This is a genomic window from Thiobacillus thiophilus (genome assembly GCF_055378705.1).
This window is the reverse complement of the sequence record NZ_AP042404.1, coordinates 783709-798703: the sequence shown is the minus strand read 5'-3', so window position 1 is coordinate 798703 and position 14995 is coordinate 783709. Positions and strand designations below refer to the sequence as shown.

Genomic DNA, 14995 nt, shown 5'->3' with positions numbered 1-14995 from the left:
ATGGCTGACATCAAAGTCGCAGCGTATATCTGCAAGGGCTGCGGACTCGGCGAGCGTCTGGATACGGACGCATTGGTCAAGACCGCACAGAAGGACGGCAAGGTGCCGCTGGCGAAATCGCACGATTTCCTGTGCAACGCCGACGGCGTGGCGATGATCAAGAACGACATCGCCAACGAAGGCGTTACCCATATCATGATCGGCGCCTGCTCGCGCCGTGCCAAGACCGAAGCGTTCTTCTTTCCCGAAAATGCGGTGGCACGCGCCAACCTGCGCGAAGGCGTAGTCTGGATTCGCCCCGACACCGACGAGGCGCGCGAAACCACCCAGGAAATGGCGGAAGACTACATCCGCATGGGCTGCGCCGAAGTGAAGGCGATGACCGCCCCGAGCGGCAACCCTAACACCGGCAGCAGCAAGACTCTGCTGGTGGTGGGGGGTGGCATCACCGGCATGACGACCGCGATCGAAGCGTCGAAGACCGGCTATCCGGTCGTGCTGGTGGAAAAAACCGGTGTGCTCGGCGGCTGGGCCGGCAAGCTCTACAAGCGCACGCCGGTGCATGAGCCCTACAAATCTCCGGCCGATACCGGCGTGGCCGATCTGGTCTCGCAGGTGCTGGCCGACAGCAACATCAAACTGTATCTGAACGCGACGCTCGCCAAGACTGATGGTGCACCGGGGCGCTTTGTGGTGGATATCGCTACCGAATCGGGCGCGACCCACACGGAAGACATCGGTGCCATCGTTCAGGCGTCCGGTTTCACCCTGTACGACATGAACAAACTGCCGGAACTCGGCGCTGGCAAGTCGCCCAACGTGGTGGATCAGGCCGGCCTCGAAGTGCTGGCGATTGAAGCCGCCGGCAAGGATGGCGTGATCCGTCGTCCGTCCGACGGTCAACCAGTCAAGTCGGTTGTGTTCGTCCAGTGTGCCGGCCAGCGTGACACGACCGGCAAGCATCTGTCGTATTGCTCGGGTTTCTGCTGTAACGCCAGCATCAAGCAGGCGATGTATTTCAAGGATACGAATCCGGCGGTCGATACCACCATCATCTACACGGATCTGCGCACGCCCGGTAACGGCGAGGACTTTTATCGCAGCGCACAGGAAAAAGGCGTCATCTTCACCAAGGGCAAGGTGGCCGAAGTGGTGCCCAATGGTGCCACCAGTACGGTTAAATTCCATGACCTGATTCTGGATGACAGCAATGCCGCCATGGTCGACGTCGACCTGGTGGTGCTGGCCACTGGCCAGGTGTCGAATTCGGGTATAAACATTGACGCTCCTGTCGCAGCAGCGACGGCAGAAGGTGCCGAAGAAGGCGCCGAGCCGAAGGTTGAGGTCAAGCCGATTTCCATCCTCAACCTGACCTATCGTCAGGGCAAGGACGTGCCGCAGCTGAAACAGGGTTTTACCGATTCACACTTCATCTGCTTCCCGTATGAAACACGCCGCACCGGTATCTACACGGCCGGCCCGGTACGCCGTCCGATGGACATCGCGCAGGCGCGTGAAGACGCGACCGGCGCTGCCCTGAAGGCGATCCAGGCATTGGAGAATGCCGAACTCGGCCGCGCCGCGCATCCGCGTTCGGGTGACTTGTCTTTCCCGAAAGTACGTTTGGAAGGCTGCACCCAGTGCAAACGCTGCACGGTGGAATGCCCGTTCGGCGCCATCGATGAAGACGAAAAGCGTTTCCCGGTATTCAATGAATCGCGCTGCCGTCGTTGCGGCACCTGCATGGGTGCCTGTCCGGTGCGCGTGATCTCGTTCGAAAACTACTCGGTCAACACGGTCGGCGCACAGATCAAGGCAGTCGACATTCCCGACGAGTTCTCGGAAAAGCCGCGCATCCTGATTCTGGCGTGCGAGAACGACGCCTACCCGGCGCTCGACATGGCGGGGATGAGCCGCAACGAGTATTCGGCGTTTGTGCGCATCATCCCGATCCGCTGCCTGGGTTCGGTCAACACCATCTGGATCACCGATGCGCTGAACGCCGGCTACGACGGCGTGATGCTGATGGGCTGCAAATCCGGCGACGAATACCAGTGCCACTTCGTCAAGGGCTCAGAGCTGGGCCGCGTGCGCATGTCCAAGATCGACGACACGCTGAAGACGCTGAATCTGGAATCGGAGCGCGTACGCGATCTCGAGGTCGCGATTGCCGACATCGAGCGGGTTCCGGAAATGATCAACAAGTATGCCGCCGAGCTGGTCGCCGTTGGCCCCAGCCCGTTCAAAGGCTTCTAGTCGTGCATCGGCCATTTTTGACGATGCATCATTTAGCAGGCAAGGACACGACATGAGCGCAAACACCGCAGTGGCGGATAAATACCGCAACAATTTCCTGAAGGAAATCGAAGAACAGGTCGAGATGGGCGACTGGGTCAAGATGTGCATGCAATGCGGCGTCTGCTCCGGTTCCTGCCCGACCAACTTCCAGGGCGCGTGGGAACATCCGCCGCAGGAACTCTTCATGATGATCCGCGCCGGCAAGCGCGAAGAAGTGCTGACCAGCAGTTCGATGTGGAACTGCACGTCCTGCTACAACTGCATCGTACGCTGCCCGCGCAAGCTGCCGATCACCCACATCATGCACGGCATCGCCGAATACGCGCATCGGCTGGGTATGGCGCCGAAGATGCAGCCGACGCGCTTTTTTTCCGGCCTGTTCTGGAAAAACTGCACCCATACCGGACGTGTCAACGAGCTCAAGCTGTCGATGGGCCTCTATTTCAAGGACGGCTTCGTGCAGGGCATCAAGAACGGCATGGCGATGCAATCGGTTGCGCTGGGCCTGGTCAAGGCCGGGCGCCTGAATGTGATGGAACTGTTCGGCGGCCACAAGTGCAAGGATCAAAAGAAAATCCATGCCATGCTGGCAAAAGCCTACGAAATCGAGCGCAGCCGCAAGGCCGCCAAAATGGCGGGCTGAGGAGAGATATATGGCCAAACATGAATATGCGTTTTACCCCGGTTGTTCGTCGCAGAAAGGCGCTTCCGCCTCCAACTACCTGACCTCGGTCGAGTCGATGTGCAAGACGCTCGACGTCAAGCTCACCGAGATCCCCGACTGGAACTGCTGCGGTGCCTCGATCGGTTACGCCGAAGCCGGCGAATTGCCGCGTCACGTGCTGAATGCGCGCAACTTTGCGCTGTCCGAAAAGAACCTGCCCGGACAGGAGATGGTCGCGACCTGCGCTGCTTGCTGGCTGGGCGCACGCGAGACCCGCGAGCGGCTGACGCACTCCGATACGCTGATGGCGGACACCCGCGAAGCGTTGAAGGAAGCTGGCCTCACGATCAACGAAATGCCCAACATCCGCCACATGGTTGAAGTGCTGATCGAGGACCTCGGCTTCGAGGAAATGGCGAAGCACGTCGTGCGGCCGCTCGAAGGCGTCAAAATCGCCGGCTACGTCGGCTGCCAGACCAACCGGCCCTTCGGTGTGGCGGGTGAATCGTTCGAAAACCCGGTCTATCTCGACAAGATGGTCGAAATGGTTGGCGCCGAATCGATCCCGGAATACGAGCAGAAGGTGACCTGCTGCGGTGGCGCGCTGGCGTTCTCCGAGCCCGAAAAGGCGCAGGCGCAGATCAAGGACATCGTCGAGTCGGCCTACGACCATGGCGCCGAAATGATCGTGACGCCGTGCCCGCTGTGTCAGGCCAACGTCGAGATCTACCAGGGCCAGATCAACAAGAAATACGGTACCAAGTTCGACATTCCGGTGCTGTATTACAGCCAGCTCATGGTCGTCGCCTACGGCGGCAGCGCCAAGGAAGCCGCGCTGAATGGCCAGGTCATCAAGGCCCGCAGGCTGGAGGAAATCGCCGCCAAGCCGGTCAAGCGCTGAGCGGGTTCACATAGGCAAGCAGGGGCTGTGTGCTCCTGCTTTTTTTTCGTCTGTCGAATGTGTACCAGGTGAAAATGACAACGCAACGCTCAGGCCGCCTGCTTTCACCCCGATGACCGTAGCGGCGCTTTCGATGCGGGCCCGGCGAATGGCGTCGCGCAGAAAAGCGGAGAATCCGTGGCTGGCCTGACTGAAAGAGCGGCCGGAATCAATGCTTCGCGCGCGAGGGTGGAAACTTTCTGTTTGATGGTGTGGCCGGTTTAATCTGCGATTTCGTGAAACTGGACAGGCGGTTGTCGGACTTCAGTGAGGATCAACCGTCAGCCCATCATTCCTCGTGTTCGCGCCGCAGCAGTTCTGCCTTCCTTGCGATTCCCCAGCGGTAGCCTGATAACGCCCCATCGGCGCGCACAGCGCGATGGCAGGGAACCGCCACCGCCACGGAATTGCTGGCACAGGCATGGGCTACGGCACGGTAGGCATTCGGTTGTCCAAGGCGCTCGGCAATCTCGCCGTAGCTGGCGGTCTCGCCGGCGGGGATCGCCTGCAGTGCCTGCCAGACACGGTGTTGGAAGACCGTGCCCTGTATGTCCAGCGGCAGATCCAGCATGCCGCGTGGCTGCTCGATATAGGCAAGGACCCGTGCGATCCAGCACCGGAATTCGTCATCGGCCGGCTCGAACTGCGCTTGCGGAAAACGGACCCGCAAGTCATTTACCAGCGTCTGTGGCGCATCCCCGAGCGCGATGGCGCATATCCCCTTGCGGGTGGCCGCGACAATGACCCAGCCAAGCGAACAGGGTTCGACGGCGTAACGGATATGCTCGCCCGCGCCCCCCTTACGATAGCTGCTCGGCGACATGCCGAGCAGCGCGGGGGCGGCCGCATAAAAGCGCCCGGACGAGTTGAAGCCGGCGTCGTAAAGCGCTGCCGTCACCGACGACGCGGACTGCAGCGAATCGGTCAGGCGCCTGGCCAGGACAGCCTGATGGAAGGCCTTGGGCGTGAGGCCGGTAGCAGCCTTGAATATGCGGTGGAAATGACAGGGGCTCATGCCGGCTTGCCGCGCAAGCTGCGCCAGCGTTGGTGTCGAGTCGCTGCATTCGATGGCCTTACAGATCTGGCGCACCAGCATGTTGCGCGTATGCTGCCGCGAAGCCCAATCCGGCTTGCAACGCTTACAGGGGCGGTAGCCCGCCGCCGCGGCGAGTTCGCCCGACTCGAAGAATGCCATGTTCTGCCGTCTGGCAGCGCGCGACGGGCAGGACGGCCGGCAGTACACGCCGGTGGTCCTGACGGCGTAGACGAATTCACCATCCGCCTGCGCGTCGCGGCGGACGACCGCCTGCCAGCGCCGTTCGGCAAGCGGGTCGGCGTTCAGTGTTGGGGCAAGGGATTTGGTATCCATGATGGATGTTCATCCGGGATTCGGGAATGACAGTGTCAACCGGTTTAAAGCAGCCTGCAATCCGGATCTTGCGCTCAAATCCTGTTCCGGTCGCGCTACCCGCCAGGCGACGGTGCGGTATCCTTATGCTTTGTCAAAAAGCACACGAACATGAAAAAGGCTCAAGATCTCAACCAACTGATCGACCTGGTGCACGAAGCGGTGTACGAGGTCGATGAATTACGCGCCTGCCTCGAGCATGACGACGAAGAAGCATCGATCTACATGCCGTTCCTGGATGACCTCGACACGATGTTGCGCGGCCTCTACGAATCGATGACGTCCGGAAAATACGAGGGCGTAGGGAAAGGCGAAGATCTGGCCTTCATGCCGCTGTTCAAGAAACACGAGCGCAACATCCCGTTTCGCGAACTGCTGCGCGCCATCAATGCGACCCATCGAGAAGGGTACGAGCCGTCATGACGGCCCATCACGCTGGACCGATTTATCCGCATCTGAAGGCCAGGCTGAATCGGGTTCCATGCCAGTAATCCGGATCTTCGCCCCGTTGCGTGGCCGGAATTGTCTGGCGCCTGTTTCGGGGCATGCCGACTCGCCGCAGTCAGAATCTCTGGGCATAGTACGTGCTCGATCCTGAGAATGGGCGCTTGCCGCCAGAATGAACATGAGCATAGAAAATCCCGTCAAGCACCTGCTGATGACTGTGACCCAGGGCGTCTATGTGGTGGGCGTGGGGAAAGACGGCCTGCGCAATGCTTTTACAGCTTCCTCCGTCATGCAGGTGTCCATACAGCCACCCATGCTGGCGCTTGCCGTCAATCCCGGCAACGCTTCCTATCCCTTGCTCGTGGAAAGCGGTGTTTTTGCAGTGACTGTATTGCGGCACGACCAGTGCGCCCTCGCAGATTTCTTCGGCAACCGGAGCGCCCGCGACGAAAACAAGCTGGGCGCCGTGTCCTGGACCGTGGCCCGCTCGGGTGCCCCGATACTTGAGGAAGGTCTCGCCTATCTTGACTGCAGGGTCGTGTCGAAACATCCGGCGGGTGACCACGTCATGATTCTCGCCGAGATAACGGGCGGTAATTTTTTGCGCAGCCACGCCACGCACAGCCACCCCAGGCCGTTGCGCTACGACGAGGTAGGGGATATGGACGGCAGTGACGAATTGCTGCCCGACCACCTCGGCATTCCTGGCGCTGATACGTCCTGACGTGCCGAAGCCAGCCCTGAGGCTGACCTGTTTTAAACGTCCGGCGGGCTTATTTGATCGTGAGCTGGTTGTTGACGCTCGTTACCCCGTCAACGCCCTGCGCAATCGTCGTGGCGAGCGACCTGGCGTCGTCGTTCTGCACTGTCCCCGTCAGCGTAACGACACCGTCCACGGTTTCAACCGAAATATCCAGACCTTTGAGTGTGTCGTCGGCGAAATATCTGGTTTTGATCGAGGTGGTGATGGCCGTGTCGTCGAGCGCCTGCCCGGCCTGGTCGGTCTGCTGCTCGAGCGTATTACCCAGTTCACGGGCGTTCTGTTTCGTCTCTGCGACAGTATTGTCAATCGTTTCACCGGCAGTCTGATCGGCAGGCTTGCGGTCGCAACCGGTTGCGAGCAGGGCAAGGCTTGCGGTCAGGGTGATCGCTGCGATACTGGATACGTTTTTCATGAGGTTCTCCTTACGAACGTGGTGATGAAAGGCTAAAAACTGGCACGGGCTTGCGTGTCGGCCATACACTCAGCGAGGCCACCGTGCGTATGAGTGACGCAGATGAGAATTTAGATGGACCGCTACTTTATTGGTATAGGCGAAAAAATCGGCTTCTTGTAGGACAAACGCCAATGGAAGGCGTCAAGCGTGGGCGGAGCATTGCCGGGTTTTTGCTTGCGGATGCGTATCGGACGATTTTTTGCTCGATCCGCAACGCATCCACCGGACTCAGGCGCGCCACCCGCATTGCCGGCACGCCGCCGGCGCCAGATCAACGCCCGCACGGGATCGAGCCTTGAAGTAAACCGGCTCAATGTAATATCCGGCCATGCTCAAAACTATCGCTCCCGCTCCCCTAGAATTCAAGGACGGCGTGCCGTATTCCGCCGCTTACGGCGACATCTACCATTCCGCCGACGGCGGCGCAGGGCAGGCGCGCCATGTTTTCCTGCACGGCTGCGACCTGCCGCGCAGATGGGCCGGGCGCGACAGCTTTGTGGTGCTGGAAACCGGTTTCGGCACCGGACTGAATTTCCTGACGACCTGGGCGGCCTGGCGCGACGACCCGCAACGCCCGGCGCGGCTGCATTTCCTGTCGGTCGAGAAGCATCCGTTCAACGCCGACGACCTTGCGCGTCTGCATGCGCTGTGGCCGGAGTTCAGTGCGCTCTCCGATGAACTTCTGGCGAACTGGCCGACGCTGACACCGGGCTTCCATCGTATCGCGCTCGATGGCGGGCGAGTGCAGCTGACCCTGATGCTGGGTGATGCGCACGACTGTCTGCCGCAGGTGCACGCCGGGGTGGACGCTTTCTATCTGGACGGCTTTGCGCCCGACCGCAACGCCGATTTGTGGCAGCCCCGTCTGTTCGATGCGCTGGCGAAGCTGGCCCGGTCCGGTGCGGTCGCTGCGAGCTACACGGTGGCGGCAGCGGTGCGGCAGGGCCTGACGCAGGCGGGCTTTGCCTGCGAAAAACGCGCGGGCTTTGGCCGCAAGCGGCATTGTCTGAGCGCGCGCCATGCGGGCCGATCCCGGCGCGTTGAATCTGCGGTGCCGAGGCGTGTCGCTGTCATCGGTGCCGGGGTGGCGGGTGCTGCAGTGGCGCATGCACTGGCGGCGAGGGGCCTGTCCATTACGGTATTCGAGCGTGCCGATTCGCCGGCGCAGGCCGCCTCGGGCAACCCGGTGGCGATTTTCCGGCCGCTGATCTCGCGCGACGACAACTGCGCCGTGCGCCTGACGCGCGCGGCGTTTCTGCATGACCTGCGCACCTGGGCGGCGCTGGATGGAGTTAAATGGTCGCGTTGCGGCGTACTGCATCTGGCGAACGATGCGGATGCAGCAATGAAGCAGCAACAGGCGCTGGCCGCTACGGCGCCGCCTGCCGATTACGCACGCTGGGTGGAACTGGGCGCGGCACGCGAACTGGCCAACTGGCCAGTCGCAGCACCCGGCACGTTTTATCCGACGGCAGGCTGGGTGGTGCCGACGGGCCTGTGCCGCGCCTGGCTCGATCATCCGGCGATCCAGCTGAAGACCGGCAGCGCCGTCGCATGCGTGGAGGCCGTCACAGCGGGCTGGCAGGTCCTGGGCGATGACGGCGCGGTGCTGGCCGAGGCCGATGTCGTGGTGCTGGCGAACGCGCGTGACGCGCTCAATCTGGTCCCGGATCAACCCTGGCCGCTCAGTACCGTGCGCGGGCAGATCACGCAGTTGCCGCCAGGCTACCTGCCGGCAATTCGGCGGGTGATCGCGCGCGAAGGCTATGTGGCGCCGGGTGGGGGCCAACTCCTGGTCGGTGCAACCTACGAGAACGATGACGACGATACCGCGCCGCGCACGGCGAGCGACATGGCCAACCTGGCGCGGCTGGAGGCGATCCTGCCGGGGGCGGGCGAGCATCTGGCAGCAGCTGAAGTGAAGGGGCGCGCCTCGCTGCGCGCGACCCTGCCGGACCGGCTGCCGATCATGGGGGCGGTCAGCGGGCAACCGGGATTATTCGTGGCGGCAGGCTATGCCTCGCGTGGCGTGGTGTGGGCTGGCTTGCTGGGCGAGGCGTTGGCCGATCTGCTGACGCAGCAGCCCTTGCCGCTGGAGGCCGAACTGATGCGGGCGATGAGCCCGCAGCGTTTTACGCGCCCCGATCCGGCCACATGAAATTTGAAGCCTGCAGGGAGTGGGAGGATGGCCGCCCCAGCCCGAAGCTGGCGAAGGCGCCGGTGCGTGGTTGTTACCGATTTATCGGCCTTACAACAACGGCCTACCCCGTGCGGGTGCTCCCACAGGCAGGGCGAAATGATTTCGCGGGCAAGCCCGCTGCTACGGCAAACCCGTTCAGGTCGTTTAATAAGGCTCTTTCACCGTTTTTGTTGGTGTTAGCCAGCCCCGTGGGAGCGGCTTCAGCCGCGATGCGGGCGGTAGCCCGCAAAGGTGGCGCGGCAAGATCCTGGCGAGCATTTGCTCTTTGCGCCTTGCGGCGCATCGCGGCTGAAGCCGCTTCCACGGGGCCGCCTGCGAGATGCCGCAGGGTAGGGGCTTCATCGGAGGGAGCAAGGCATAACTTCAACAGCCAACAGTGACATAGCCTTTAATAATCAGGCGGCGGCGAGCGGTTTGCCTTTGTGGGCGGCGACCGCCAGGCCCGCCTGGTCGTACAGACCGCCCTGGCTGGTTGCGCTGTGGACCAGTACATTGAGCGCCTGGCGGGTGGTGGTCAGGCGCAGCTCGATCAGCGTGCCGATGCGCTGGTTCGCCGCCTGGGCGTCCTGCTCCATTTGGTGCAGTTGCTGCCAGCAGGCGCGCGCTTCGGGCTGGCCAAGCTGCGCCAGCCAGGCGTCCATGCCGGCGTGATCGGGCGGGTGGCCGGCCGCCTGCAGATCGGCAAGACGGCTCCGCGCATGGTCGCTCATGGTCTGCAACTGGGTCAGCTTGGCGGTGTTCAGCAGCGCCAGGCGATCGGCGTCACCCTCGATCAATGCTTTCTCCTCCTCCTGCAGCACATCCAGCAATGCCTGCCACGCGGCATTTTCCATCTTCAGCCTGGCAAGCAGGGCCGTGTTGCCGTGCGACGGCTTAGCTGGCGACATGGAGCATTTCCTTCACCGAGTCGATCAGGCTTTCGGCGATATTCCCGGTATTGATGGTGTACTGGCCGCTGGTAATGGCTTCCTTGATGCTGTCCACGCGCGCACGGTCAACGACCGGAATCGCTGCAAGCCGGGTTTCCAGTTGCTTGAGTTCGACCGCACGCTGGCTCAGGCTGACATCGGTCTGTTCGATGTCGGCATGCTTGTTCGCCTGCGGCTGGGCGGGTTGGTTTTCGACGGAAGCCGGCAGCGTAAGTGGCTTCGGTCCGGGATCGATTTTCATGATGGATTCCTGTATCGGGTCGGGCAGAGCGGGGAAATGTTTTTTCAAACTACATCAGTAACGTCGTTTTGCGAATTTACTGAAGCCGGACCTCAAAAGGTAACCACTACCCGCTGGCCGTCCTGCGCCACACCGCTGACCACCTGGCCGGAGCGGGTTTTCACCCGTACCCGGTCGCCGCGGCTGGCATTGGCCAGCGCCTGCCCCTGGCTCTGGACGGAAAAGCCCGGGCCGTTCATCACCAGGCGGGTGGTCTGTCCCTGCTGCACTGCCAGTGGCGGACGCAACAATGCACCGCGCAGCGGCGCGCCCGCGGCCAGTCCGGAAACCGCGCGATAGCCCAGCATCGCATCGGCATCGGTGACGACGTCGGCGGGCAGGCTGCCGAGGTCGCCCTCGCGCAGGGCGATGTCGGCCGCAGTCAGCACGTGGTTGGCGGGTAGCGGCTGACGGGTGACGGCATAACTTCCGATCAGCCGCACCTGGGCGGACAGGTAGACCGTCCACTGGATCGGCGCCAGGCAGCGCACCCCCACGGTGATCTTGCCGATGCTGCGGCTGCCCGCAGGCTGGAAGGTGTCGAGCGCCGCACAGGCCGGCAGCGAACCGCGCGGCGGCTTGACCTGGATGCTTAGCTTGCCCGGCAGGCCGCCGGTCTGCGTTTTAAGGAAGCGTTCGACATGCGCCTGCAGCGCGGCCGGATCCTGCCGGTCCGCCGCATGGGCGACGGCCGACACGCACAGGCATGCGGCGGCCAGCCACCCCCGGTGGACTCGTTTGCCTGCCTGGATCGATCCTGCTGCCATCTGCGGCTCCTCGACTCGGTTTCTCACATTGCGCCATTGTAGGAAGCGGCGCGTCATCTTAAACGGCGAAATGGACCGGCTTTCTGCCGCTTATCGTGCGATTGGATGGACAGGCGCGTGTCTAGGATGCAGTCATCGCAAAAAGGCTTTGCGGCACACGCGGCAAAGTAACGAGGTGACGACCATGCTGAACCGGCTGGATGACATGCTGAGCTTTCACACCCAGGCGCTGCGCGTTCGCGACCAGCGCCAGCAGGTGCTGGCGTCGAACATCGCCAACGCCGACACGCCCAATTACAAGGCGCGCGACCTGGATTTCAAGTCCTCCCTGCAGGACGCGCTCAACGGCGCAGGCAGCTCCGGCGGTACTGCGCTGACCACCACGACGCCGGGGCATCTGGCGGGTAATCCCGGCCAGGCCGCCGACGCGGGTTTGCTCTACCGCACCCCGGCGCAGGGCAGCGTCGACGGCAACACGGTCGACATGGACGCCGAGCGCGCCGCCTTCGCCGACAACACTATTCATTATGAATTCAACCTGACCCGGATCAGCCAGCAGATCAAAGGCATGCTGGCGGTCATTCAGGGATAAGGAGTCTAGCGCATGTCTCTGTTCGATATTTTCAGTGTGGCCGGCTCGGCCATGAATGCCCAGTCGCAGCGGCTCAATGCCGTCGCCAGCAATCTTGCCAACGCCGACAGCGCCGTCAGTGCCAACGGCGAAGCCTACAAGGCCAAACAGGTGGTGTTTGCCGCCACTCCGGTGGGTGTAAATGGTGCAACCGGCGTCAACGTCGCTGCCGTGATCGACGATCCGTCGCCGATGAAGATGGTGTTCGATCCGAAGAATCCGCTCGCCGACGAAAAAGGCTACGTCACCATGCCCAACGTCAATGTCGTCGAGGAGATGGTCAACATGATTTCCGCCTCGCGTTCGTACCAGTCCAACGTTGAAATGACGAACACCACCAAAACCCTGCTGCTCAAGACCCTGAACCTGGGCCAGTGATCAGCCTGAATAATCAAACCTGAAAACGTAAAAAAGGATACGCCATGAGTACGGTACAAGACGCAAGCAGTGTCAGCAGCCTGTCCAGCGCTGGCACGACCAGCACCGCCAAGGAAACGGAAGACCGCTTTCTGACCCTGCTGGTCGCGCAGATGAAAAACCAGGATCCGCTGGATCCGCTCGACAACGCCGAGGTGACCAGCCAGATGGCTCAGCTTTCCACGGTGCAGGGCATCGAGGACATGAACGCCACCCTGGATGCACTTGCCGCAAGCATGGGCGTCAACCAGATGGCGCAGGCGGCCAACCTGATCGGAAGCGCCGTGCTGGTGCCGGGCGACAGCATCAGCCCGGCCGAACTGGAAAACGTGATGGGCTTCGATCTATCGCGCCCGGCCGACAAGGTGACGGTCGATATTTTCGATGCCACCGGCGGCGCGGTGCGCAGCCTCGATCTGGGGCCGCGTGAAGACGGCGTCAACCTGATGGCGTGGGATGGACTGACCAGCAGCGGGACAGCCGCGCCGGATGGTGCGTATACCTTCAGGATCAATGCCACCCAGGGCGGCGAGCAGGTCGACAGCACTGCCCTGCACCTGGGGCTGGTCAACAGCGTCTCGCAGAACAGCCAGGGTGTGCAGATCAACCTGGCGAACAGCGAGAGTGTGACGTATGCCGATATCCGGCAGATTTTTTGAGTACGACAACGTGAACCTGACGGGTAAACCGGGCGCAATCAACACAAGGAGCAGAACATGAGTTTTCAGCAAGGCTTGAGCGGCCTCAATGCCGCCGCAAAGAATCTGGATGTCATCGGCAACAACGTCGCCAACACTGGCACAGTCGGGTTCAAACAGTCGCAGGCGCAGTTCGCCGACGTCTATGCCAACTCGCTGACCGGCGCCGGCGGCGCCAATATCGGCATCGGCACCAAGGTGGCGCAGGTGTCCCAGCAGTTCACCCAGGGCAACATCACGGCCACCAACAACCCGCTCGATATGGCGATCAACGGCGGCGGCTTCTTTCGCATGGACAACAACGGCGAGGTCACCTACCAGCGCAACGGCCAGTTCCAGCTCGACCGCATGGGCTTTATCGTCAATCCGACCGGTGCCAAGCTGACCGGCTACACGGCGAATGCCAGCGGCGCGCTGTCGACCGGCGCGCCGGCGCCGTTGAACATCAATGCTGCCGACCTGTCGCCGCAGATCACGAGCGAAGTGAATGCCGTGGTCAATCTGGATTCCGGCAGTGTAGAACCAGTGACGATTCCGTTCGACATGAACAATCCGACCGCCTTCAATAATTCCACGGCGGTTTCGGTCTATGACAGCCTGGGCAATGCGCACACCCTGCAAACCTTCTACGTCAAATCGGCACCGGGAACCTGGGAGGTGCATGCGTCTTTGGATGGTGACGCAGCTTCATCTATTGGCACCCTCAGCTTCGACACGAACGGCTTGATTGACACGACGGCGACCACCATGCCGTTTTCGGTCGGTCCCTTGACGCTAGACACGGGCGCGGCCGATCTCAGTTTCGACCTCGACTTCACCGGCTCGACCCAGTTCGGCTCCGTCTTCAGCGTCAACACACTGAACCAGGACGGCTATGCCTCGGGGCGGCTGGCCAGCTTCAACATCGGCGCCGACGGCATGGTTCTGGGGCGCTATACCAACGGCCAGTCGGCGGTGCTGGGCCAGGTAGTGCTGGCCAATTTCGCCAACCCCAACGGCCTGCAGCCGCTGGGCAACAACATGTGGGCCGAGACCTCGACGTCGGGATCGGCGTTGGTGGGCACGCCGGATTCCGGCAACCTCGGCGTGCTGCAATCGTTGGCGGTCGAAGATTCCAACGTCGACCTCACCGCCGAGCTGGTCAATCTGATCACCGCCCAGCGGGCGTATCAGGCCAACGCGCAAACCATCAAGACCCAGGATGCGGTGATGCAAACCCTGGTCAACCTGCGTTAAGCGCCGATTCAATAGGGAGGTTGTATGGACCGTCTCATCTACACCGCCATGTCCGGCGCGAAGCACATCCTGGAACAGCAGGCGACCGCTTCGCACAACCTGGCGAACGCGACCACCACCGGCTTTCGCGCGCAGATCGACCAGTTCCGCGCGGTGCCGGTACAGGGCGCGATCGTGGACACCCGCGCCTTCGTGGTCGACTCCACCACCGGCAGCGATTTCCGCGGTGGAGCGATCCAGCACACCGGGCGCGAGCTCGATGTGGCGGTGCAGGGTGACGGCTGGATTGCGGTGCAGGCCGCGGACGGCAGCGAGGCCTACACCCGCAACGGCAGCCTGAAGCTGGACGAGAACGGCGTGCTGCAAACGGGCAGAGGGCTCACCGTGATGGGCGACGGCGGCCCGCTGTCGATCCCGCCCGGCCGCAACATCGCGGTGGCCAAGGACGGCACGATTTCGCTGGTGCCCGATGGCTCTGACGCCACCGGCCTGACCACGGCCGGGCGCATGAAGCTGGTGAATCCGCCGGAAGCCGATCTGAGGCGCGGCGACGACGGCCTGTTTCGTCTGCAAGACGGCAGCCTGGCGGCTGCCGATCCAGACGTGACTGTAATCAGCGGCGCGCTGGAGTCATCCAACGTCAATGTCGTCGACGGCATGGTCAACATGATTTCTCTGGCGCGCCAGTTCGACATGCAGATGAAACTGCTGCAGCACGCCGAAAACAACGACAGCAAGGCAGCGCAGCTACTGAGCATGAGTTGAAAACCTATTCACCACAGAGGCACAGAGGAAAAGCATTTGAAGCAGGCAGAAAACGAGGCGGAGTTATTCAGGATATTGACGGGTTTTCTCCGTGTCTC

General features: G+C 62.1%; 17 protein-coding genes. 12 read left to right on the top strand and 5 right to left on the bottom strand.

All coding sequences use genetic code 11. From position 1 onward, the window contains the following. From ACZ41T_RS03825 to ACZ41T_RS03815, 3 genes are read left to right on the top strand one after another with little or no spacing between them, the layout of a single operon-like run. The gene (locus ACZ41T_RS03825; protein ID WP_464923154.1) at positions 1-2256 is read left to right on the top strand and encodes a hydrogenase iron-sulfur subunit; all 2256 of its coding nucleotides are present in this window, start codon (positions 1-3) and stop codon (positions 2254-2256) included. Between the two features lie 52 nt (positions 2257-2308). Beyond that, positions 2309-2941, top strand: a complete 633-nt coding sequence (locus ACZ41T_RS03820) for a 4Fe-4S dicluster domain-containing protein (RefSeq protein WP_464923153.1) — start codon at positions 2309-2311, stop codon at positions 2939-2941. Between the two features lie 10 nt (positions 2942-2951). Further along, positions 2952-3863 carry a CoB--CoM heterodisulfide reductase iron-sulfur subunit B family protein gene (locus ACZ41T_RS03815; RefSeq protein ID WP_464923152.1) on the top strand — a complete coding sequence of 304 codons (912 nt, stop codon included), beginning with the start codon at positions 2952-2954 and terminating at the stop codon, positions 3861-3863. Between the two features lie 328 nt (positions 3864-4191). Here the strand turns inward: ACZ41T_RS03815 and ada are convergent, their stop codons facing one another. After that, positions 4192-5271: a bifunctional DNA-binding transcriptional regulator/O6-methylguanine-DNA methyltransferase Ada gene (ada, locus tag ACZ41T_RS03810; RefSeq protein ID WP_464923151.1), complete on the bottom strand. Its 1080-nt coding sequence runs from the start codon at positions 5269-5271 to the stop codon at positions 4192-4194. Between the two features lie 150 nt (positions 5272-5421). Between ada and ACZ41T_RS03805 the strand changes: the two genes are divergently transcribed. Continuing rightward, on the top strand, positions 5422-5733 hold the full coding sequence (locus ACZ41T_RS03805; protein WP_464923150.1) for a hypothetical protein: 312 nt from the start codon (positions 5422-5424) through the stop codon (positions 5731-5733). Between the two features lie 202 nt (positions 5734-5935). Further along, entirely contained in the window at positions 5936-6481 is a 546-nt protein-coding gene (locus ACZ41T_RS03800) for a flavin reductase family protein (protein WP_464923149.1), read from the top strand. Between the two features lie 49 nt (positions 6482-6530). Here ACZ41T_RS03800 and ACZ41T_RS03795 read toward each other — a convergent pair whose 3' ends face one another. Next, a complete protein-coding gene (locus ACZ41T_RS03795) occupies positions 6531-6932 on the bottom strand; it encodes a BON domain-containing protein (RefSeq protein WP_464923148.1) in 402 nt (133 codons plus the stop codon). Between the two features lie 173 nt (positions 6933-7105). Here ACZ41T_RS03795 and ACZ41T_RS03790 point away from each other — a divergent pair, with 173 nt between their 5' ends. Both ACZ41T_RS03790 and mnmC read left to right on the top strand, forming a co-directional pair. After that, positions 7106-7273: a hypothetical protein gene (locus ACZ41T_RS03790; RefSeq protein ID WP_464923147.1), complete on the top strand. Its 168-nt coding sequence runs from the start codon at positions 7106-7108 to the stop codon at positions 7271-7273. 29 nt (positions 7274-7302) lie between these two features. After that, complete coding sequence (mnmC, locus tag ACZ41T_RS03785) at positions 7303-9132, top strand: bifunctional tRNA (5-methylaminomethyl-2-thiouridine)(34)-methyltransferase MnmC2/FAD-dependent 5-carboxymethylaminomethyl-2-thiouridine(34) oxidoreductase MnmC1 (RefSeq protein ID WP_464923146.1); 1830 nt, start codon at positions 7303-7305, stop codon at positions 9130-9132. A gap of 437 nt (positions 9133-9569) precedes the next feature. Here mnmC and ACZ41T_RS03780 read toward each other — a convergent pair whose 3' ends face one another. The 3 genes from ACZ41T_RS03780 to flgA all read right to left on the bottom strand — a co-directional run bounded on the left by ACZ41T_RS03780 (position 9570) and on the right by flgA (position 11150). After that, positions 9570-10061, bottom strand: coding sequence for a flagella synthesis protein FlgN (locus ACZ41T_RS03780; protein ID WP_464923145.1), 492 nt, complete (start codon positions 10059-10061; stop codon positions 9570-9572). Beyond that, positions 10048-10344 (bottom strand): flagellar biosynthesis anti-sigma factor FlgM, encoded by a 297-nt coding sequence (gene flgM, locus ACZ41T_RS03775; RefSeq protein WP_464923144.1) that lies wholly within the window; start codon positions 10342-10344, stop codon positions 10048-10050. Before flgM ends, ACZ41T_RS03780 begins: the two co-directional genes overlap by 14 nt. Before the next feature lie 92 nt (positions 10345-10436). Continuing rightward, positions 10437-11150 (bottom strand): flagellar basal body P-ring formation chaperone FlgA, encoded by a 714-nt coding sequence (gene flgA / locus ACZ41T_RS03770; protein WP_464923143.1) that lies wholly within the window; start codon positions 11148-11150, stop codon positions 10437-10439. Positions 11151-11334: 184 nt separating this feature from the next. On the opposite strand from flgA, the gene flgB reads away from it, so the two are divergent. The 5 genes from flgB to flgF are packed head-to-tail and all read left to right on the top strand — an operon-like array spanning position 11335 to position 14897. Beyond that, positions 11335-11742, top strand: a complete 408-nt coding sequence (flgB, locus tag ACZ41T_RS03765) for a flagellar basal body rod protein FlgB (RefSeq protein WP_464923142.1) — start codon at positions 11335-11337, stop codon at positions 11740-11742. Between the two features lie 12 nt (positions 11743-11754). Next, positions 11755-12159, top strand: a complete 405-nt coding sequence (gene flgC / locus ACZ41T_RS03760; protein ID WP_464923141.1) for a flagellar basal body rod protein FlgC — start codon at positions 11755-11757, stop codon at positions 12157-12159. A gap of 44 nt (positions 12160-12203) precedes the next feature. After that, on the top strand, positions 12204-12857 hold the full coding sequence (locus tag ACZ41T_RS03755) for a flagellar hook assembly protein FlgD (RefSeq protein WP_464923140.1): 654 nt from the start codon (positions 12204-12206) through the stop codon (positions 12855-12857). Between the two features lie 57 nt (positions 12858-12914). Further along, the gene (flgE, locus tag ACZ41T_RS03750; RefSeq protein WP_464923139.1) at positions 12915-14132 is read left to right on the top strand and encodes a flagellar hook protein FlgE; all 1218 of its coding nucleotides are present in this window, start codon (positions 12915-12917) and stop codon (positions 14130-14132) included. Positions 14133-14156: 24 nt separating this feature from the next. After that, positions 14157-14897 carry a flagellar basal-body rod protein FlgF gene (flgF, locus tag ACZ41T_RS03745; protein WP_464923138.1) on the top strand — a complete coding sequence of 247 codons (741 nt, stop codon included), beginning with the start codon at positions 14157-14159 and terminating at the stop codon, positions 14895-14897. The last annotated feature ends 98 nt before the right edge of the window (positions 14898-14995 follow it).